The sequence below is a fragment of the Providencia sp. wls1922 genome (assembly GCF_009706505.1).
GTDB classification, from domain to species: Bacteria; Pseudomonadota; Gammaproteobacteria; order Enterobacterales; family Enterobacteriaceae; genus Providencia; species Providencia lanzhouensis.
In genome coordinates this window covers 54,063-76,000 of record NZ_WLUG01000102.1, presented here as the reverse complement: position 1 = coordinate 76,000, position 21,938 = coordinate 54,063, and the positions used below count along the sequence as shown (strand labels likewise).

General features: G+C 45.0%; 18 protein-coding genes. 7 read left to right on the top strand and 11 right to left on the bottom strand.

Translation table 11 applies throughout. From position 1 onward, the window contains the following. The 5 genes from GKR71_RS14345 to soxR form a co-directional block, all read right to left on the bottom strand. Positions 1–783, bottom strand: coding sequence for a cyclase family protein (locus tag GKR71_RS14345; RefSeq protein ID WP_036955285.1), 783 nt, complete (start codon positions 781–783; stop codon positions 1–3). 14 nt (positions 784–797) lie between these two features. Next, a complete protein-coding gene (locus GKR71_RS14340) occupies positions 798–1,334 on the bottom strand; it encodes a flavin reductase family protein (RefSeq protein ID WP_230085091.1) in 537 nt (178 codons plus the stop codon). Between the two features lie 11 nt (positions 1,335–1,345). Continuing rightward, complete coding sequence (locus GKR71_RS14335; protein ID WP_154634471.1) at positions 1,346–2,593, bottom strand: styrene monooxygenase/indole monooxygenase family protein; 1,248 nt, start codon at positions 2,591–2,593, stop codon at positions 1,346–1,348. Positions 2,594–2,628: 35 nt separating this feature from the next. After that, positions 2,629–3,414, bottom strand: a complete 786-nt coding sequence (locus GKR71_RS14330; protein WP_036955294.1) for an SDR family oxidoreductase — start codon at positions 3,412–3,414, stop codon at positions 2,629–2,631. A gap of 194 nt (positions 3,415–3,608) precedes the next feature. Continuing rightward, positions 3,609–4,091: a redox-sensitive transcriptional activator SoxR gene (gene soxR, locus GKR71_RS14325; RefSeq protein ID WP_187128693.1), complete on the bottom strand. Its 483-nt coding sequence runs from the start codon at positions 4,089–4,091 to the stop codon at positions 3,609–3,611. Positions 4,092–4,192: 101 nt separating this feature from the next. On the opposite strand from soxR, the gene GKR71_RS14320 reads away from it, so the two are divergent. The 3 genes from GKR71_RS14320 to GKR71_RS14310 are packed head-to-tail and all read left to right on the top strand — an operon-like array spanning position 4,193 to position 8,608. Next, the gene (locus GKR71_RS14320; RefSeq protein ID WP_154599653.1) at positions 4,193–5,290 is read left to right on the top strand and encodes an efflux RND transporter periplasmic adaptor subunit; all 1,098 of its coding nucleotides are present in this window, start codon (positions 4,193–4,195) and stop codon (positions 5,288–5,290) included. Positions 5,291–5,300: 10 nt separating this feature from the next. Beyond that, entirely contained in the window at positions 5,301–8,405 is a 3,105-nt protein-coding gene (locus GKR71_RS14315) for a MexW/MexI family multidrug efflux RND transporter permease subunit (RefSeq protein ID WP_036955302.1), read from the top strand. Continuing rightward, positions 8,402–8,608 carry a hypothetical protein gene (locus GKR71_RS14310; protein WP_036955304.1) on the top strand — a complete coding sequence of 69 codons (207 nt, stop codon included), beginning with the start codon at positions 8,402–8,404 and terminating at the stop codon, positions 8,606–8,608. Before GKR71_RS14315 ends, GKR71_RS14310 begins: the two co-directional genes overlap by 4 nt. 100 nt (positions 8,609–8,708) lie before the next feature. Here GKR71_RS14310 and arnT read toward each other — a convergent pair whose 3' ends face one another. The 6 genes from arnT to GKR71_RS14280 form a co-directional block, all read right to left on the bottom strand. Beyond that, positions 8,709–10,355, bottom strand: a complete 1,647-nt coding sequence (gene arnT, locus GKR71_RS14305; RefSeq protein WP_036955307.1) for a lipid IV(A) 4-amino-4-deoxy-L-arabinosyltransferase — start codon at positions 10,353–10,355, stop codon at positions 8,709–8,711. A 434-nt stretch (positions 10,356–10,789) separates the two neighbouring features. Continuing rightward, positions 10,790–12,064 (bottom strand): bifunctional O-acetylhomoserine aminocarboxypropyltransferase/cysteine synthase, encoded by a 1,275-nt coding sequence (locus GKR71_RS14300; protein WP_154634470.1) that lies wholly within the window; start codon positions 12,062–12,064, stop codon positions 10,790–10,792. 234 nt (positions 12,065–12,298) lie between these two features. Beyond that, positions 12,299–13,558: an aromatic amino acid transport family protein gene (locus GKR71_RS14295; RefSeq protein ID WP_036955312.1), complete on the bottom strand. Its 1,260-nt coding sequence runs from the start codon at positions 13,556–13,558 to the stop codon at positions 12,299–12,301. 479 nt (positions 13,559–14,037) lie between these two features. Beyond that, positions 14,038–15,396 (bottom strand): anaerobic C4-dicarboxylate transporter DcuC, encoded by a 1,359-nt coding sequence (gene dcuC, locus GKR71_RS14290; protein ID WP_036955315.1) that lies wholly within the window; start codon positions 15,394–15,396, stop codon positions 14,038–14,040. 280 nt (positions 15,397–15,676) lie between these two features. Continuing rightward, on the bottom strand, positions 15,677–16,135 hold the full coding sequence (locus GKR71_RS14285) for a regulatory protein RecX (protein ID WP_036955318.1): 459 nt from the start codon (positions 16,133–16,135) through the stop codon (positions 15,677–15,679). A gap of 69 nt (positions 16,136–16,204) precedes the next feature. Then, a complete protein-coding gene (locus tag GKR71_RS14280) occupies positions 16,205–17,653 on the bottom strand; it encodes a DUF4026 domain-containing protein (RefSeq protein WP_211887887.1) in 1,449 nt (482 codons plus the stop codon). A gap of 263 nt (positions 17,654–17,916) precedes the next feature. Between GKR71_RS14280 and GKR71_RS14275 the strand changes: the two genes are divergently transcribed. The 4 genes from GKR71_RS14275 (at position 17,917) to GKR71_RS14260 (ending at position 21,689) form a co-directional block, all read left to right on the top strand. Continuing rightward, positions 17,917–18,099, top strand: coding sequence for a hypothetical protein (locus GKR71_RS14275; RefSeq protein ID WP_006658236.1), 183 nt, complete (start codon positions 17,917–17,919; stop codon positions 18,097–18,099). Positions 18,100–18,364: 265 nt separating this feature from the next. Next, positions 18,365–19,393, top strand: coding sequence for a hypothetical protein (locus GKR71_RS14270; RefSeq protein WP_036955323.1), 1,029 nt, complete (start codon positions 18,365–18,367; stop codon positions 19,391–19,393). Continuing rightward, positions 19,393–20,538, top strand: coding sequence for a BamA/TamA family outer membrane protein (locus tag GKR71_RS14265; RefSeq protein WP_154634469.1), 1,146 nt, complete (start codon positions 19,393–19,395; stop codon positions 20,536–20,538). The genes GKR71_RS14270 and GKR71_RS14265 overlap by 1 nt, the downstream gene beginning before the upstream one ends. Beyond that, positions 20,538–21,689 carry a DUF4056 domain-containing protein gene (locus tag GKR71_RS14260; RefSeq protein WP_154599657.1) on the top strand — a complete coding sequence of 384 codons (1,152 nt, stop codon included), beginning with the start codon at positions 20,538–20,540 and terminating at the stop codon, positions 21,687–21,689. The genes GKR71_RS14265 and GKR71_RS14260 overlap by 1 nt, the downstream gene beginning before the upstream one ends. Positions 21,690–21,938: the final 249 nt, after the last annotated feature.

Below are 21,938 nucleotides of genomic sequence, written 5' to 3'. Positions count from 1 at the left end.
TCACCCCACCAGCGCAAGCACGCGTAATGGGCTGCCCGAACCGCCTTCAATTTTCAAGGGCGCAGCGACGATCACCACTCCAGTAGCCGGTAGTTGGTCGAGGTTTTTCAAGCATTGCAGACCGTATTTATTGTTGCCGTGCATTAGCGTGTGGCACGGGTATGGCACAGGCCAGCTGTAAGATTGCCCCGCATCCGTATTGATAGTTTCAACCCCAAAACCTTTGACATCACGCTGGTGGATAAGCCATTCAACCGCTTCTTGAGAAGGACCCGGTGTGTGAGCACCATCTTCGCGCATATTCACATACGCTTCTGGGTTATCGGACTTTTTCGACCAATCTGTACGCAGTAAAACCCATGCCGCTTTTGGAATTTTGCCGTGTTTCTCTTCCCATTTTTGTAGAAAATCCACAGTTAAAACCCAATCGGGGTTTTGCGCGACTTCTTTACTTGCATCAACCACTACCGCTGGGGCAATAAAGTGGTGTAGCGGGATGGTATCAACGGTGTTTTTTGGCTGATCTTTACCACTGATCCAATGAATGGGAGCATCAAAGTGGGTGCCGGTGTGTTCACCGCAGCTAAAATTGTTCCAATACCAAGCGGGACCATTCTCATCATAACGGGAAATTTGCTCCATTTTGAATGACCACACTTGCCCAAACTCAGCGGGCAGTTGCAATGCCGGAAATGAAGGCGATAAGGTTTGTGTCAGGTCGATAATCTGAATATTGCCTTTTTGTAACTCGCTGGCAAATGACATCAAAGTTTGCTGTTCCATACTATCTCCTGCGCCTATTGCGCTTCATGTAGAGCGGTAAATGTGCCGCCGTGGAAAACTAAAGGCTTGCCTGTTTCACTGCCGATACGGCGTACATGCCCCACCATCAATAAGTGATCTCCAATATGATCTTGCTTGTGGTTTTCACACACTAAGGTGGCGATCGCGCCGTGTAAGGCGGGGATCCCTTCTGGCGTGATGTGTACGGCGACATCTTCGAATTTGTTTTCGATTCGAGGATTAGCAAAACGCATTGCTAACTCTTGGTGATCTTTGCCTAAGATATTGATCGTGAAATGTTGGCAATCACGAAATACCGCGAGATTGGGCGAATGGTTAACTAAACTCCATAGCACCAAAGGCGGGTCGAGCGACAGTGACGCAAATGAGTTGATGGTCAATCCAACGTCACGTCCATCAGGGGTGCGAGTGGTCACAACCGCTACCCCTATGGGGTAGCAGCCTAGTAAATTGCGTAAGGTTTTCGATTCAAACTCGGTATGACCCCATTCGCTTTCGCACATAAGCGTGTCCTCTGCAATCATCGACATACTGATTTCTCCTACGAAGCGCGAACTTCTTCTTGCATCAGCGATTGAATATAGGCATCGCAGGCATGGGCATCATGCCACCATGGTGCAAGAACTGGCGGATAGTTAAAGGCGTTCGCGATGGTGTGCGCTAAGGTTGGCAGTTGTTGCGCTGCGCCTAATGCATTAAGAACATGCGGCTGTGGCGGCGCCAATAGAGCATTCGTCCACTCCACCACATGGCGACCGTATTTCCAGAATTGCTCAAACGTGTCGTTCATCCACTCCGCCGTATACGGCTTGTCACCACGGGCTAAAATAGCGTCGTAGTAGACTTTGCTGGCTTTCGTGGCGTTATTCGATCCTTGTCCAGTCAGTGGATCGTTGGTCACTAATGCATCCCCTAAACCAAAGACAATTTTGCCTGATGGCAGCGTGAGAACTGGCTTACGGACTGTTGGGGCAAAGCGCCCTGCCAGAATGCCATTTTCGTCAGTTAACTCCACATGGCGGCAGCGCTCTGCTTCCCACGGTAAATAGGTATCGATGATTTTTTTGCTGTAGGCCAAATGTTCTTGTGGTGTACGTGCTTCTCCCCACTGATCCATCGGCCCACCCGGTACACCTTCAAAAACCATGATGTGGCAGTCGCCGCTATTGGTTAGAGATGGGAACACAAAGTACTCCCCCACACCCGGTATTAGGTTGAAGGAGACTTGTGAAAATTCAGGGGTTGGCAGCATGCCGTGAACGTACGTGAGCGCTAATGCACGCTGAGGTTTATCATACGGAGAACGAATAGGGTCACGTTCTAGCAGCTTAACGATTTCCCCTTTTCCTCCCGCTAAAATCACTAAATCGTGAGTTTCAGCGAGTTTTTCTAACTCTGCTATGCCCACATCTTCAATCATCAAATTGCCACCACGAGCGGCAAATAACTCCAGCCAATAAGGCATTTTGATACGCTGATCAACGGCTTGAGCATAATTATCGATACGTGAGCGCCAGCTAATGGCTTTTTCACCTGCCTTTTCAGGATGCGGGACAGTAAAACCAATACCTTCTACTGGCGGACATTTGTCTTCCCAGAAGTTGATCCCTAAATCGCGCTCAAATTGCAGCGAAATATCGAACATACATTGGCTGGGCATCACGCGACCATTTTTCACATCATCTGGAGTACGATTGGTGGCAACCGTCACGTCATAACCTTTGTCCAGCAGCCCTAATGCCAATGGCATACCCGCCTGACCACCACCTACGATTGCAATACGACGCATAGTGAATTCCTCGATAAAATTAAAATCAGGGTGTCTTATTCAGCAAGACGGGGAATGGCGGGTTTCGCCTGTTCAGGTCCCATGGCGGAGTATCCACCATCGACCGCGTAATCTGCGCCAGTGACAAAACTCGCTAGCTCAGACAGTAGGAATGCCACAACTTGAGCCACCTCTTCAGGGTCGCCAACACGTTGTAAAAGATGATAATCCGCCGCGACACGGTCGGTTTTTTGGCGATCGCCACCCGTCAATTCGTCCATCACCCGAGACCATGTCCAACCGGGGGAAACAGAATTGACGCGAATACCGTCAGGGGCATAATCCATCGCTTGGCTACGCGTCACTTCTAGCATGGCGGCTTTCGATGCGGGATAGAGCCAGCGACCTGTTTGCGCCACCGAAGAGGAGATACTGGTGAAGTTTACAATTGCACCTTTGCCCGCTTTGGCTAGATGGGGCTTGGCAAATTGCGCTGCCATCACAGCGCTCACCACATTGATATTTAATGCCGTTAGCCAGTCTTGACGTGAAGAGGCTTGACCGTCATCCAGATAGGTGGCGGCCAGATTAACCAAAAAATCGAGTTGACCATATTTTTGCGCAACGCGGTCAATACCTTGCTTTAACTGTTGGTCATCAGTGATATCTACGGGTAGAAAATCAATGTTGGGCTCCGATTGCGCCACAATTTCCCCATTGGTTTTGTCGATATCAAAAATGGTGACTTTGACCCCATAGGAACATAAGATTTTTGCCACGGTTGCGCCGATTTTGGTTGCACCACCCGTCACGATGGCAATTTTATTATTCAGACCTTTCATCACTGTGCCCTCTTTGCTCTCATTCGTTCACAAAAAATTAACATGACGAATCATTACGTAAAAAAGGCAAAAGCCTGTAGCCCATATGCGCAAAGATTATCCACACAGCGCGGCTATTTATTTAATAACATGATGATAATACAGAACAAATAGCCACATCTTGCCGTGGCTATCCAGATAGTGAAAAGTGTGATTTAAGGACGTTCGAGGATTTGGGCGCCCGAACCCTGATGACCTAAGATATCTTCAGGGTTGCGCAATGGGCAATCTTTGAGAGACAAACAACCACAACCAATACAGTGATCCAACTCATTGCGCAATCGAGTTAACTGTTTGATTCGTCTATCTAATGAACTTTTCCATTCCGTTGACATCCCTTTCCACTCTTCCGCGGTCAACTTGCTGTTTGCCGGAAACTGCCCCAGTGCATCTTGGATCTCTTTGAGGGGAATACCTGTGCTTTGTGCCACTTTGATAATGGCAATGTAGCGTAAAACCACAGGTGGAAAACGCCGTTGATTCCCTTGTGTTCGGGTACTTTGAATCAGCCCTTTCGCCTCATAGAAATGTACGGTAGAAACCGGAACGCCTGCGCGCTTAGCCACTTCTCCTACCGTCAGTGCCCGTGAAAAATCCACCTTTTCAGCGGCAATTTTTCGCGTTTTTATCGTATTCATGGTTTTACCCACCATTTCTTCTTCCCCCCTATTGACCTCAACTTAACTTAAGGTTTTATAGTGCCAGCCTCTTTAATTGTCAATTTAAGATGCCAATGATAATGAATAAAAAAACGCTAACTTTGCTATGTGCAGGGCTTCTCTCCGTAGGTGGAGGAGCCGCCATTTACTCGACTTACGCCAGCTCAGACGATAAGCCACAAGCGGCTTATCAGCATCCTCCAGTGAAAGTGGCTCTTGCTCCCGTCACCTTGGCTAATGCTCCACGCACTTTTTACGGTGTGGGGGAATTAGAAGCGGGTAGTCAGGTGTTTGTAGCCGCAGAAACCAGTGGGCGCATCACCAAAATTGGTTTTGAATCCGGTCAACAGGTCAAAAAAGGGCAATTATTAGTGCAGCTCAATGATGCGGTGGAACGTGCAGATTTAGCTCGCTATCAAGCACAATACCGCAATGCTGCCCGCCTATATGACAGAACCCGTTCTCTGTCTGCGCAACATTTAGTGGCAGAAGCGCAGGTGGATAGCACCCGTGCCGAGCGCGATATGGCACAAGGGCTGATTCAGCAGACCCAAGCACTGATTGCGCAAAAAGCCATTCATGCCCCATTCGATGGCACGATTGGTATTCGCCAAGTCCATGAAGGGCAATACCTTAGTCCTGGTGAAGCGATAGCCAGCCTTGTGGATACCCAAACGTTGAAGCTGAATTTCTCATTGGATGAGCAAGCCTCCCCGGAATTGCATCAAGGACAAGTGGTAGATATCACCGTCGATGCTTACCCCGAAACCCCATTCCCCGCCAAAGTGACGGCGATTGATCCGTTGATTGGCAAATCCCGAACAATTGCGTTGCAAGCTACGCTCGATAACAGCAATGGCAAGCTAAAAGCGGGTATGTACGCCAATGTCACTGTGGTGCGACAAGCAAACAATGCAGTGCTGACCATTCCTGAAACAGCGGTCACTTACACCGCTTATGGGGATACGGTATTTATCGCTGAAGGTACTGGGGACACCATGACGGTCAAACGCGTTTCCGTGAAAACGGGGCAGCGTTTTGATGGCAATATCGAAATTGAGCACGGACTTGCCGAGGGCGACCAAGTGGTCAGTTCTGGCCAGCTACGTCTGAATAATGGCTCTGCCATTACCCCTATCGCTCAAAATACATTATCTGAAACTCCGCAAGGTTCCTAAGGACGGTGCTATGAAATTTACGGACTTATTTGTGCGCCGACCGGTATTGGCTTTAGTCGTCAGTGCCTTGATTGTATTGATCGGGCTGTTTGCGCTGAGTAAATTACCCATTCGCCAATATCCTCAATTAGAAAGTTCAACCATCACAATTACCACGCAATATCCGGGCGCATCGGCAAAATTAATGCAGGGGTTTGTGACTCAGCCGATTGCCCAAGCGGTCTCTTCCGTTGAAGGGGTTGATTACCTATCCTCATCATCCGTTCAAGGCAGCAGCCTTGTGACGGTGCGCATGGAGCTAAACCGCGATTCAACCCAAGCTCTCACCCAAGTGATGGCGAAGGTGAACCAAGTACGTTATAAGTTACCGAAAGAGGCCTATGACCCTGTGATTGAGCTCTCTTCAGGAGAGTCCACTGCCGTCGCTTATATTGGTTTTTCCAGTACCGAACTTTCGATTCCCGCACTAACCGATTACCTTTCCCGCGTGGTAGAACCAATGTATTCCGCCATTGATGGCGTAGCGAAAGTGCAGGTATTTGGCGGGCAACAACTGGCGATGCGTTTATGGCTGGATGCGGATAAGCTCGCTGGTCGCGGCATTTCAGCGGCTGAGGTCGCCCAAGCGGTGCGCCAAAATAACTATCAAGCAGCTCCCGGTAAGGTGAAAGGTGAGTTTGTCATTTCTAACGTGTATGTGAACACCGATTTAACCAATGTGGATGAATTTCGCGATTTGGTGATCCGCAATGATGGTAACGGATTGGTGCGCTTAAAGGATGTGGGTACCATTGAGCTGGGGGCTGCATCTACAGAAACCAGTGGCTTAATGAATGGGGAACCTGCCATTTACTTAGGTTTGTTTGCCACGCCAACCGGTAACCCGCTGGTGATTGTAGATGGCATGAATAAGTTAATGCCAGATATCATCAAAACCCTGCCGCCGGGGGTAAAAGTGGAAATGGCCTTTGAAACTTCACGGTTTATTAAAGCCTCCATCGACCAAGTGATCCACACCCTTGTTGAAGCCCTACTGATTGTTATCGCCGTGATTTATCTGTGCCTTGGTTCGATTCGCAGCGTAATTATACCTATTCTTGCCATCCCGCTGTCCATGCTGGGTGCAGCGGCATTGATGATGGCGTTCGGCTTTAGTATTAACTTGCTGACCTTACTGGCGATGGTACTGGCGATTGGGTTGGTGGTAGATGATGCCATTGTGGTAGTGGAAAACGTGCATCGCCATATTGAGGAAGGGAAATCCCCTGTTCTGGCAGCCTTGATCGGCGCCCGAGAGGTCGCAGGTCCCGTTATCGCGATGACCATTACCCTCGCTGCGGTGTATGCACCAATTGGCTTAATGTCTGGATTAACAGGGGCATTATTTAAAGAGTTTGCGCTTACATTGGCGGGTGCGGTGATTGTATCTGGCATCGTGGCATTAACCCTTTCTCCGGTGATGAGTTCGTTTATGTTGAACTCAAAACAGAATGAAGGGCGTATGGCGCGAATGGCAGAAACCTTCTTCGAGACCCTTTCCCATTACTATACGGCGGTGCTGAATTTCTCATTGAAAAACCGCTGGATCACCGGAATTTTGGCTGTCGGAGTCGTGATCAGCCTGCCAATGTTGTATCAATCCGCACCGCGAGAGCTGGCACCTGTTGAAGACCAGTCGAGCGTCTTAACGGCAATTAAATCTCCGCAGCATGCCAACCTTGAGTATGTGGAGCGTTTCTCCCGTAAATTACACGATGTGTTTATGGAGCTACCCGAAACGGAAAGTACGTGGATTATTAACGGTACCGATGGCCCATCAGCCAGTTTCGGAGGCACAAATTTAACGTCTTGGGAGCAACGAGAGCGCCCTGCGTCGGCGATCCAATCAGACTTACAAAATCGTGTTGGTGATGTCGAAGGTAACAGTATCTTTGTGTTCCAGTTACCTGCATTACCCGGCTCTACGGGCGGCTTGCCTATTCAAATGGTGCTAAAAAGCCCCCAAGATTATCCGGTGCTGTATCGCACCATGGAAGAGATTAAACAGCAAGCGCGTGAAAGTGGCCTGTTTATGGTGGTAGATAGCGACCTCGACTATAACAACCCTGTGGTTGAGGTTCGCATTAATCGCTCGAAAGCCAACAGTTTAGGCATTCGTATGCAGGATATTGGAGAGTCCCTAACGTTGCTGGTGGGTGAGAATTATATCAACCGCTTTGGCATGGATGGACGCTCTTATGATGTGATACCGCAAAGCCTACGCAGCCAGCGACTGACGCCTGAAGCGTTATCCCGCCATTATGTTAAGTCCGAAGATGGCAGCATGATCCCGCTGTCGACGGTGGTGGATATTTCAACGCAAGTAGAGCCGAATAAATTGTCTCAGTTTAATCAGCAAAATGCCGCCATTTTCCAAGCGATCCCTGCACCGGGCGTTACCATAGGGCAAGCGGTGGCGTATCTCGATGAGATAGCCAGTGAGCTGCCAGCTGGTTTTAGCCATGATTGGCAATCTGATTCGCGCCAATATAAACAAGAAGGAAACACCCTCGCCTTCGCGTTTATGGCGGCGCTGCTCATTATCTATTTAGTGCTCGCGGCTCAGTATGAAAGTTTAGTAGATCCGTTGATTATCTTAATTACCGTTCCGCTTTCTATCTGTGGTGCCTTGATTCCGCTGGCATTGGGTTATGCCACCCTCAATATTTATACCCAAATTGGCTTAGTTACCTTGATCGGGCTAATCAGTAAACACGGGATCTTGATGGTGGAGTTTGCCAATGAGCTGCAAGCTAACGAAGGGTTAGATAAACGCCATGCCATTTTAAAAGCAGCACAAATCCGTTTACGCCCAATTTTGATGACGACGGCAGCAATGGTTATCGGTTTAGTTCCTCTTCTGTTCGCGACTGGCGCTGGAGCAAATAGCCGCTTTGGGCTGGGTTTGGTGATTGTCACAGGCATGTTGGTGGGGACGCTATTTACCCTGTTTGTGTTGCCAACTATCTATTCCGTGCTTGCACGTAATCACAGCGCAACAGCGTTAACCCCAAGACGTTATGAGCTGGCTGAAGCTAACCGTTTAATTAAACACTCTGAGGAGACGGCACCATGAATTTATCATCGTTAAACCATCTTTCACTTGTTCCCGCTCGCAAGGAAAAGCGAAGCGTTCATGATAAACGGTCAGTTCATGACAGCAAATCAGCAGGTTCAGTGGCTAATCCTATGAGCAACAGTGTGGCAATGATGATGATTTATCATCCTTATCCGGTATGGAAAACGCGCTCCGACGCAACTAACCGATGGCGTAAATAGTGTTTTCAGCGATGTTTGAATTAATACTCTAATCAACAGAAAAAAGAGCCGCATACTTTCGTAGTGCGGCTCTTCTTCAAGCTATTATCAGGCTGTTAATTTACTGACCTTCATAGAAAGCCATCACTAACTTACCTTCTTTAATAATGATTGGCGTACCCGGTAAAGCATCAATGACTTCATTTTGCGAAGCATCAACCACCACCGCAACGTTGCGGTTATTTTGGCTCGCCAACAAGCTTGGTAGCTGCTCTAAACGGTAAAAACGATTTTCCGCATCTGGGTAATTCAGCCCGTAGCCTAGCTCACCCGTTTGATACAGCATGGTAATGTCATCGCGTTTGAGTACCCAAGCCAATGCAGTGCCTAATCCCACATTGTTGGTTAAAAGTACCGCGCGGTTTTGTAGCTGATCTTGGTATTTTGTTAACACGCCTTGCGGGGTGTTATTGCTCTCAATATATTTAGGGATCACATGCCCTATACTGAGGCTGAGTACTAACGTACAGGCGGCTGCCCATGACCAGAATTTGCGGTTAAATGACACTACACCCATCACAGCCCAAAACAGAAATGCCCCTGCGGCAATCCACATTTTGTAGCTTTCATCCCCTTGATATAAATTCATTTTAGGGAAATAAGGTGATGCAATAAATGCCCCTGCCGCCGCGATACCCAACGTGATGTTTATCAGTGCATTCAGGCGAATGGTAGCCACTTTATTCTGAGTTAAAACCTGCTGCAAATAGGATGCCATCAAAATCGCGATGGGTGCGATGCACGGCAGAATATAGGTGAGAAGCTTCCCTTTTGTCACACTAAAAAACAGGAAAGGTAGCGCCGCCCACAATAAGAAATAGAGGTTCATGCCTCTCGCGCGAACTGCGTGTGCAATGGATGAGAAGAGGTAACCTAACCACGGAAGCACCGCCGCCAACAAAATCGGCATATAGAACCAGAACGGAGATTTGTTTTGTGCGTTATCCGCCATAAAACGCTGAATATGCTCAACCCAGAAAAAGTAGCTCCAATAATCTGGCTCTAGGCTTGCAATAGTAAGCGCCCACGGTAAGCAAACTAATACGGCAACAAGAATCGAAATTAATGCGTACAGGCAGACGTCTTTGAACTTTTTAAAGTAAATTGCGCTAACGGAACACACTAAAACGGGAAGCACTAAAACTAAAAAGCCTTTTGTCATAACGCCTAAACCGCATGCCACGCCAATCAGAATATAGGCATACAATTTATGAGCGCGTTGTGTCGTGGTTATCCCCCATTGGAAAAAGAAGATAATCATCGTAATAAAGGCGGTCACAATTGGGTCAAGGATGTTATAAGTCCCAATGGTCAAAATCATAAACATGGAAAGATAAATAAGCACCGCATTAAACGCGAGATCTTTATTTTTCCATGCCATCTTTGCACTAAGATAAACAAATAACCCGCTGATAAGGGTGCTAAACACCACACCTAACCGAACCGAGACATTGTTTTCACCAAATAACATTTGGAAGAAAGAACCGACCCAATAACCAAAAATCGGCTTTTCAAAATAGCGGATACCAAGCAGCTCAGGCACGCTCCAATGGCTACTTAATATCAGCTCACGGCTGATTTCTGCATAGCGTAGCTCATCGGGCTGCCATAGCATGCGCCCATTGAGAGGAAGAAAATAGGTTATGAGTACAAAACCGAATAATAGGCACCACTTAAAGTAGGCAACTTTATTATTTGCCATCATCATTTAATCTCAACCATTATTGTCATAAATATTTAATAATTATTATTTGCGCCGAAGCTTCAGGCACTTTTGATTAATAAAATCAGGGTTCTATTATCATTAGTTCGACTAAACCCAGTATAAACCAATAAACATTTTCGTATTTCATACATCCATATGAGATAAACAATCAATAAATGAATCTTTTATTTCAACATTAAGATAGCAGGATGAGCTGCTTGTTAAGACTCGATTAAAAAACAATAGTTCAGCGATTTCCATTTATTTTTAACAGAATGAAAAATAAATTAAAAAACGGTGCCGCTTGCGAATAGTTATTAATTCTAGAAAGAAGAATAAAACCCAATAGTTAATCACGCAGGTAACAATAAAGGCGGTTATTGCAATATATTCTTCACAATAACCGCCTTTATTTATCGGTAGCTACTTAACAAGATTTACTTGGCTGCATCCAAGGCTTGGATTAAGTCAGCAAGAATGTCATCGATATGTTCAATACCAATGGATAAACGGATCATATCGCGCGATACTCCTGCACGAGCTAGCTCTGCATCATTTAATTGACGATGGGTGGTCGATGCTGGGTGGCAAGCTAATGATTTTGCATCGCCAATATTGACCAAGCGAACAATCAGGTTCAGTGCATCAATAAAACGCGCTCCCGCTTCTTGCCCGCCTTTGATCCCAAAAGACATAATACTAGCAGGTTTACCTTGCATATATTTTTGCGCAAGTGCGTGCTCAGGGTTGCTTGGTAGCCCCGTATATTTTACCCATGCCACTTGCGGATGGTTTTCGAGGAATTGTGCCACTTTCACTGCGTTTTCAGTATGGCGCTCCATTCTTAACGCGAGCGTTTCCAGACCTTGTAAGATCAAGAAGGCGTTAAATGGCGATAATGCTGCTCCCGTTCCACGCAGCGGTGCCACACGGCAACGCGCAATAAACGCCGCCGCACCGAAGTGCTCTGTATAGCTGACACCGTGATAAGCGATATCCGGCTCAACCAGCAGAGAAAAACGCTCTGCGTGCTCTGCCCATGGGAATTTACCTGAATCAATCACCATTCCGCCGATTGAGGTGCCATGACCACCGATATATTTGGTTAACGAGTGCACCACGATATCCGCACCGTGTTCGAATGGGCGGCATAAATACGGAGTCGCTACGGTATTATCGACAATCAGAGGTACGCCATGGCGATGAGCGACCTCCGCCAGCGCGGCAAGGTCAACAATGAAGCCCGCAGGGTTAGAGATAGATTCGCAGAAAACGGCTTTTGTTTTCTCGTCAATCAGGGCTTCTAGTGCGGCTAAATCATCGTGTTCAGCAAACCGGGTTTCGATACCAAGGCGCGGTAGAGTATGCGCCAGTAAGTTGTACGTACCGCCATACAGTTTTGCCACCGAAACAATGTTATCGCCGACTTGGGCAATAGTTTGAATTGCATAGGTGATAGCTGCCATGCCCGAAGCCACCGCCAGCCCAGCAATTCCTCCTTCAAGGGCAGCAACGCGCTTTTCTAGCACATCGTTGGTCGGGTTCATAATGCGGGTATAGATATTACCTGCAACTTTTAAGTCGAACAGATCCGCGCCATGCTGTGTATCGTCAAATGCATAAGAGGTGGTTTGATAAATAGGCACCGCGACAGACTTGGTTGTAGGGTCTGGAGAATAGCCTGCGTGGATTGATAATGTTTCTAATTTCATTGAGTTATCCTTGTTATACCCGCACTGCCAATTGAATGGGTTCTTGTTTTTATTTCACGGTACTTATTATTTCACGGCAGTCCTTTCCAATATCCCCCAAGTAAATTCCTCGCACAACCATCTAGACTTGAAATAATTTCATCTAAAGTTATTCATAAAATAAATAAGACCGCATTAGAAACAAAAAAACCCATATTGCCGAAGCAATATGGGTTTCGGTACAACTGAATTTAATTACGCGAACGCGCCATAAATCACAGAGGTAATTGATGCTAAGCCGCATAGCAGCGTAAAGATTTGCGCTGGCTTAGAGGTGCTAAACGGTTTCATTGCAGGCACGATACGCATCGCCACAACTGGCAGGATAAACAGGATTGCCGCAATCATTGGGGCACCCATGGTTTCAATCATACCTAAGATACTTGGGTTGATAATCGCGACGATCCAAGTGGTGATTACAATGAACAGTAAAGAGATTAACTCAATTTTCTTCACAGAAACTGAAGAGCGCGATTTGACTAATCCAACCAGACCTTCGTGCGCACCTAAGAAGTGACCAAAGTAGCTAGAAACGATAGCTGCGAATGCCACGATAGGACCTAAGTAAGACAGGATTGGTGATGGGTTAATATTCGCAATGTGGGATAACACGCTGATATTTTCTTTCTTCGCGATTTCTAACTCAGCAGGACTCAGTGACAGAACCACAGAGAATACGAAAAACATCACGAAGCCAGTTAACATAAATGCTGCGCCGCCAGTGATCATGTCAGTTTTAATCACAGCTTGGTCGCCAAATTGCTGACGTTGGTCTTTTGCAAACTGGCTGATGATTGGGCTGTGATTAAAAGAGAATACGATGATAGGGATCGCCATCCAGACAACAATCGGCATTGCGCTCCAATCTGGTGCGACTTCTAACATCGACGTATTCCACTCAGGGATCAGGTACAGAGACAGCGCTAATAAGATGAAGACTAATGGATAAACCATCATAGAAGTGAGCTTCAGCATTAAGTCACGACCGAATACGACACCTGCGGTCATTGCTGCAATTAACACACCAGACAGCAACCAACGTGGCAGTGGGTCCATACCAATTTGGTTCACTAAGAATGAGTCGACTGTGTTAGTGATACCCACGCCGTAAATTAATACGATTGGGTAAATCGCAAAGAAATAAGCAAAAGTGATAATATTCGCACCTGTTTTACCGAAATGTTCTTCCACAGTATCGGTAATATCAGCATCGTGTTTCTTAGCCGATAAAACAAAACGCGCTAACCCTTTATGAGCTAACCAAATCATTGGAGTTGCAATTAAAGCTAATACAACTAATGGCCAGAAACCACCCGCGCCAGCTTTAATTGGCAGAAAAAGAACACCCGCACCAACGGCGGTACCAAAAAGAGATAATACCCAAGTGAAGTCTTTATAAGTCCACTTACTGGCAGGTTTGTCTGTCGTGTTTACTGCGGTTTTTATTGTGCTCATACCGTCACTTCATCGTTTTAAAATGGATAAAAAAAGATGCGGCGAATTTTGCATTAAATGCGTTAGAGCAACTAGCTTATTTTGATTAATCTTTCTGGCTTTTTGGTGTAGATCTCATATCTGAATTTAAAAAAATGACAATTTGTTAATAATCGCAAATAAATTTTTATCATTTGATTGAAAATACCAAAACACCACGTCAAAAAAGCGTAGAGTTTTTTTCTTTTGAACCTAAGTTTTAACCGAAATAAATATCGATAAAAAAAATGGCTAGAATAATTTCTAGCCATCAGACCATTTCCAAACCCATCAGGGTTGGAAATGGCTCTTTTGGGTTGTAGAATTAACAAGGAAAATCAATTCATTGATTTTCGCCTGATAACACAAAGAGGGAAAAACCACGCTTTTATCCCTCTTTGTCAGCAACATAATGGCTAGAATAATTTCTAGCCATTTTTGTTTGGTAAATACCTATTTTGTTACAAATAGACTGGCACTAAAATCTCAGTGGCAATCACAACAACGATAAGCCCAACTAATACGGGAACCGAGGTTCTTTTCACCACTTCAAATGGTGAAATCTTCGCCATCCCCGATACCGCAACCACCACCCCAGAAACCGGTGATAATGTACGACCTAAGTTAGATGCCTGTAGCATTGGAATGACAAGGTAAGCTGGGTTGACGCCCATTTGCTTCGCTAAGTGAGGGATCAATTCAACGAATGCGTAGAATGGCGCGTTACCAGAACCAGTGGTCATCGCCGCTAACATAGTGATCACCACCAGCGCAATCATCATCACAATCGCGCCAGAACCAAAGGATTGTGCTAAGTCGATCAAGCCTTTAATAAAGCCGATGGTGCTTAGGCCCTGAGCAAATACGCCAGCTGCCACTAACAGCATCACGACGGTTGCAAACGCATCAGCCATACCTCTATAGCAAACTTCTAAGCCACCATAGACATGTTTTGCACTGAAGCTACGAATGAACTCAATGATTGCAGCCATAATAATACAGCCAACAATAATGGTGACAATATGTAGCTCAGGCGCCCATTTACCATCAAACACTAATACGCCGATGATTGGAGTAAATGGTAGAATCGCGTAGAAACCTGGTGCGTGGGTTTTAATTTCATTCACATCCAGCATTTCGGTTTTAACGTGCTCTTTTCTATCCAGAAAACGCTGCCAGAAGAAGTGAGCCACTGACATCGCAACAATGGCAGCGATGGAGATAGGCAGTGTGGTTTTGAATGCGAAATCAATCAGAGGCATTTCTGCTGCTTTCGCCGCTAAGATAACGTCTCCAGACGTTGGTGCCAGAATGATAGCGGCCGGTGATGCACAGATAGCCGCCGCTGCGCCACGGCTGATCCCGACGTTAACCATCACAGGGAACAAGGTTGCCATCAATAACACCCCTAAACCTGTTGCCGATGAAACTGCCAGTGACATCAAGCAAGCAACAATATACGCCGCAACCATCAATAAGTATGGGGAGTTGATCATTTTTAATGGCTTGGAGGCAATTTTAACCACCACGTCATTCGCACCGATGTGAGTCATATAAGACGCAAACCCACACAGCACCATGATCATCATACCGAGGTCACCACCTCGGCTCATTAATAAGAACTTGATGTATTCCAGAATATCAGTAACGCGCCATCCCGTTGCTTTCACTGATTCTGGTAAAATGCTTTTACCCATTAACGCAGTAATAATTAGGAGTAAAATACCCCCCGTCATTAATACCCCAGTTGCAGAGTAACCCTTTATTATATAGCGCCCAACTCCAACGGCGACCAATACGCCTATTAAGAGCTCAATCATGTGTTTCTCCTGCCCGTCTCATTTTGTAATTATTGGTGGTACTCTGCCTAAAAAAAAAGCGAAATACACTGATAATGATCATAGTGGACAATATTTTTAATCTAGAAATAGATAAAAACACAAGTCAAAAAAATATTATTTTTTGACTAAGCAAAAGAAATGAAATTCAGGGGCATTAAACATTTAAACTAAAGCCAAATAATAGTAATTTAAGCGATATTAAATGGCGTGATTATCTACATAATGACCATCATAAATAATGTAAGATTAACTGCAAAAATTAGCGCGAGAATAACTCAAATATCATGTCACCAAAAAAACCTCGGTATTGCAGATAACGAATTTGTTTACCCTTCTCTTTAAAGTCAGTTGGGATTTCATCCCCAAATTTTTTACTGCGTACTTCTGCTGCCTTTTCAAACCAGTCGACATCAAGCTCAGCAAAATGGTGTTCGACTAATGTCTCGGCAAATCCTTTTTGCCGCATTTCTTGTTTGATCCGTAAAGGTCCATATCCTTTACGCGAATACCCTTGCAATAGCAGTGATACCACACGGTCATCATCCAAAAAGTGCTGCTCACTCAGTTTATCCAACACCCCTTCAATCAACTGCTCATCGATAATCCCCTCATTTTTTTCATACATACGGCGCTTCATACGGGCAAATAACTCCGCTTTGCCATAATCGCGTCTGGAAAGTAAAAATAGGGCATATTGGTACAGTTCAGGTTGGGTCATTGTCACATTTAACTCATTAAAAAGGGCACTGAATTCAGTGCCCTATTCGCATTAGTCAATCAAGATAGATTAATGCACTTGAGCACCACTAAGAAGTTTATAGATTGTATCAGGAGTATAGCTACCGTCCTGATAATAAATAGTCCAATCCGTGATATGGTCACGCGTTAGCGGATAAACACCGCCCTCTTCCATGGTTTCCACATAGAATGGGTGATTAATTAAACGGCCTTCAAACTGGTCGCCGTTCCATGTCAACGGCTCAAACCACATATGTTCGTGCCCTTCATCACCCTCTTCATCTTGATAACTAATGCCGCATTTAATTAAGAAGCGCCACTCTGATTCTTCCTCTTCTTCCGATTTTCCGAGCAGCTTCGCAAATAGCCCTTTTTTCGGTGCGACTGGCTTTGGACCATAGTTATCGAGCATGTGAGTGAAGTATTCCCAACGTAGTCTGGCTTTGCTGGACATATCCGCCGTTTCTTCATCAGTGCGCATAAACATCATTGCATTTTGGTCTTCAAACCCTTCAAAGAAGCTTTCCAATGTTGGGTTTTCTTGCGTGACACGGAATAACATTACGGATGGATGCTGGTGAGATTCGTCACGGTCGTGCCAATCCCCCATAAAACGCTCAGAGCTCATATCGCCAAACTCGAAGTTCATCTCTTCCAGCGGTTTTAAGTTATCGATCGGTGTGGAAGTTCCTACATGAAGGAGACCTTCTTCAAAAGGTACCGCCACTAAATATTCATAGCCGGTTTGTGTTTGCCCAATGAAAATCGGCTCATTAAAGTCGATTTTTCCGTTGGTAATGCTGTTGTTCACAAAGCTCCAGAACAACTCAGGGATCCCATAATAAGACGCAATCGGGTGTGGAATGATAATTTCCGCTTCCGATAAACCACAACGGGCTAACCCATGAGTATGGAACCAATATTTGGTCGGCGCTGAATCTTCGGAGTTTTCATCGTGATCGTAAATGGCATGCACCACATACAGGGAATCAATGCTTGGCATTAAATCGTCGATCAGCTGGAAGTTAAGCCATTCACGGGTAAAGACTTTACCTGCGGCAGAAATATCCAAGCCCAGTAATAAATCAGGTACTAAAATTTGGATAATTTTAAGCTGCTGTAAGTAGCTCACAAGAGGCTTTTCTTGGAATAGGCATTCAACCACCACGGCCTGTGGCGCATTGCTTGCCTGCGTGTAAAGTTCTTGGCTAATAGGATCTGTCGCGAAATACGGGTTGATGGTGTATTCCGGGTCGCTCTCCACAAGCGAAACGTAAAAACGTAACTCTTCTTCGCCACGTTTACAGCTAAAGAAGAAACCGCCGCCTTCTTCATCAGGCAGGTAATCAATTTCCCCTTCAGTAAAGTAGGTTTGCTCTTCCAGACGCTGTTCAAGTTGTAGGGAGGTCAGCTCTGATGCAGGGATTGCCACCATCATCGAGGCTTCTTTCTCCCCGTTTCCAGCAGCAATATCAAGGTATTGTTGTTTATTGTTCACTATTTTGCCCTGTTATTTATTATCTTACTGGAGGATATCAGCTTATATTCGATAAGAATATTGTGATAATTCTTAACCCAATCAGATAGGCGTTTAATCTCTCATATTTAAACTAGGAGCATTAATCATCATTATTTGATGCAACGTAATTCCACTTTTCATCCCGTATTCACTAGGGCACAATGAGAACCAGCATCACCAAGGCTTTTGGTTGGTGAAATAATCCTTTCTTATATAGGTTTTGAAAATAGAGGCTTTACAACATGGCTGATTTATCTGAGAAACAAAAAGAATATATTGATGACCTCGCAATGAAGCGCGTTTTTGATATGAATAATGATGATGTCTTAATTAATGCGCTGGAACAAAAAATTCACAGCATGGAAGCGCATTTAAAAGATTACTTCCATGAGCGTGTTCAGTTTCATCAGAAAAACAGCAAATAATACCGCTCTTACTCCTCTAATGCATTTCAGTGCTGAAATACCCAGAGTTTCAGCACGTTTTTTAGTACCTCAATAGCATCTTCTTAATATCTTAATCACATCCATCATATTGATAATAATATGCGTTCATAGGTAGCGAAATATCATTAAAATAGCACCATGAGCCATACTATCAATTACCATATATGCTAAACTTTTGTGGATAACTGTAAGTTAATTAATTTATTGTTTCCTTCATTCTATTCTACTAATCATTGAGTCCATTATGACACGCATTCAATACAGCGCAGCGCTGCTACTTTCCTCTTGTCTGGCTATCCCTGCCAGTTTTGCCGATAGTGACACACCACTATTTTCATTAAGCATGAGCGAATCTGGAGTCCCTAAAAATAATAGCGAAGGCGGCGTCACGCGTTCATCCACGACTGAATCCCGTGTATTGCCTATTTGGGGAGATGAAGCACGCGCTCGAGGTTATGACTTACCAGAACCTTTTGGTGTCAGTTATGGCTATATGAATCTGCGTCAGGATGTTGTAGTGGACAAGATTGGCTTTCATACAAATTCAGAGGTCAAAGTTCCTGGAATGCCATTTGTTAAATTCGACATGAATAAAGATTTAAAAATAGAGACAGGGCATACCCGCAGCAAAAACCAATCTCAAATGTTAAAACTGGATACTTGGATATTCCCATTTATGAATGTCTATGGTGTTTATGGGAAAACTAAAGGAACATCAACAACTAACCTAACAAATGTTGAAGCTAATGTTAAAATATTTGGCCAAAATGTTCCAATCCCTATCGGTAAGAACCTCCCATTTGAATTAGATTATGATGGTAAATCTTATGGGGGAGGAGTGACCTTCGCTGGAGGTTATAACCAATTTTTCTCCACTTTAGATATCAACTATACAAAAACCAATCTCGATATTATTGATGGGGATATTAAAGCCTTAGTCATTACTCCTCGTATTGGCTATGAGTTTGTCTTTGAGCCGCTCATTTCTGGTCAAGGTAATACTAAAGTCCAAGTCTGGACAGGTGCCATGTACCAAGATATTACTCAGCGCTTTAAAGGTAATATTAGTAATTTAGATTTACCACCCGAATTAAATAAATGGATGGCTTTAGCGCCCGCTGATACTAAGTTCGATGTAGAACAACACCTTGCCCATAAATGGAATAATACCGTCGGTGCTCGCGTTGAGTTAACTCGTAACTTTAACGTTCTGACCGAAGTGGGCTTTAATAACCGTAACAGCTTCTTTATTTCAGGCGAGTTCCGTTTTTAATGTTACAACAGAAACACCTGCGTAGGCTGACACTGCTCAGCCTTATCATTGCCTTCTCCTCGCAAGCGAAAATCCTTCCTGAACGTGAGCAAATTGATTGTTGGCTCAGCGAGCTTGGGGGCGAAAACAGCTTTGATGAATCCAAAACTATCGACTGGGGCGTCTTACCGGGGCCTTTCTATACTCCTGAAATGGGGTTAGGTGTCGGAACCGCTTTAGTGGGTTTATATCGTCTCGACAAACAAGACACCAAAACCCAGCCCTCTTCGATTGGATTAAGTGGTTTTGCATCATCCACAGGGGCTTTTGGACTCAACTTCACTAACTACAACTTTGTAGATAGCGACCAATGGCGACTGTTTGTATCTGGCACCATCAATAATGTACCGACTTATTATTGGGGTAAAGGATACGCAGCGGGTAAAAAAGAGAGCAATAAAGAAAAATACCATTCCCAAGAGTTCAAAATTACCCCAAGGGCTTTATATAAGCTAACCGATGCCACCTATGTGGGACTAGGTTGGAATTTTTCGTCGATCAATGCCAGCGATCCCGATGAAGGCGCAAAAGCTTACTTTTCGCAATCAGTTGGCGGGCGTTCGGTTATCAGTTCAGGCGTCAGCGCCTACTATAGCTATGACACCCGAGACTTTTTACCCAACGCACACCATGGGCAAACACTTGAGGTTATTTATACTTATTTTTCACCGAACCTCGGTAGTGATACCCGTTTTCAAGCGACCCAGTTGCAGTATGCCTATTACCATGAGCTCACAGAGAAAACCGTCGTAGCCGTTGATAACTATGCCCGCTTTACCACGGGAGATGTGCCGTGGAATCAGCTTTCTTTATTAGGTAACAGTAACCGCATGCGGGGTTACTATGAAGGGCGCTATCGGGACAACAATATTTTTACTAGTCAAATCGAGTTACGGCATAAATTAGACTGGCGGCACGGGGTTGTTGGCTGGTTAGGCACGGGGACCATGAGCGACTCTCCCTCAGAATTAGGTGCTGGACACTGGCTACCAAGTGCCGGTGTAGGCTATCGTTTTGAATTTAAGCCTCGGATGAATGTGAGACTGGATTTTGGTGTTGGTCGCAACAGTACGGGCGTCTATTTCCAAGTTGGTGAGTCTTTTTAATGTTTAAGCTGCTAATAACTTCATGTTTTTTACTTATGCTCGTCGCCTGCCAAACTCGCGAGGAGCTGAACTTACCTGCGGCGAACCTTAATCTAGATACGATTTCCAACGAGGAAGCATCTAAAGCGTGGTCTGTTCTACAAGATCTCAAAGCCCCTCAAGGACTTCGAGCCTGCTGTGCTTTTGGCTATAACCTGCAAGCGGAAGTGGCAGGTATCCCCGTACCTTTCTATACCATCGACAACATAGTGGAAGCCGATAATCTTGGTGAGCACCATTATAATGATAGTTACTTGGGCGCCACCGCAGGTCTAATGGGGATCAGTAACGAAAAAGTGGGGCTTATCTATACCACAGATGGCGGGTTTATTGATATTGCACATGTTCGAGATACCGCCGACTATACGTTATATCTCTTTAGCCAGATTTACCCAAAACTTGGTGAAGAGTGGACACTAACCCTCAGCGATGAACTCGCGAGCAGACAAATCCATTTTTCAGCCTTTACACCACCTGCGTCCCCCGCAGAGCGCTATACGTTAAGCACTTATCTGGCAGCTAAACTTGCATTTCAGTTAGCTGCTTGGCATGAAATTGCACAATGGTATGGCTATCAATCAGTTCCTGGCTTTTCGGAGGGGATATCTGCCTTCTCTCCCGAAGACTTATATTCCAACTTAGTGGGAGCAAGACTAGCAAGTTCGCTGATTTTACAAGGTCGTGCTGAGTCACTTGCGATATTCTCGCAATCTCTCGAAGCACTGCTTCCCATTGCACTACATCAACTTGGGGCTCAAGAAAAACCCTTAACTCGCGATGCATTTAACAAAATTGATGGGCTTTGGTGGAATAGTGCGAAGCGTGTTCCAGATAAATTTTTAGTGCTCACACGCGATTATGACACCACCGATAGCCGCTATCCGTTTTTACCAACCCAAGCTGTAGCGACTTTGGGGCTGAAACTCAGTTTGCCGTCGGAATATGCAGGATTTGCATTATCCTCTCTCGCACAGTTTCGCTTAGTACCCACCGATCATATGGCACAACTTCCTATCCCAGAGACATATTGGACAGTTGATGATTTCAAACGGCTCGCGGAGAATGCAAAAATTGAAGATCAGAAACAGCAAACCGTGCCATTCTACGACTAAAAAAGTCGTCGACTAATAGTAATATTTGGCTGAGGCAAAAGGTCAAAAAACGGCATTTTTTTTGTCCTTTTCACACATTGAAAGTCGATTTTGATTCTGTATTTTTAACAACCAATACCACTCATAAAATGCGAAACACCCCATTTTGTTTAAAATTTAGACCACTGATCGGTTATTTTTTAAGCATAATAACCCTACAATACACCTGTTAATTGTTTGAAAATCAATCTAATTTAGCTTAAATCAGAT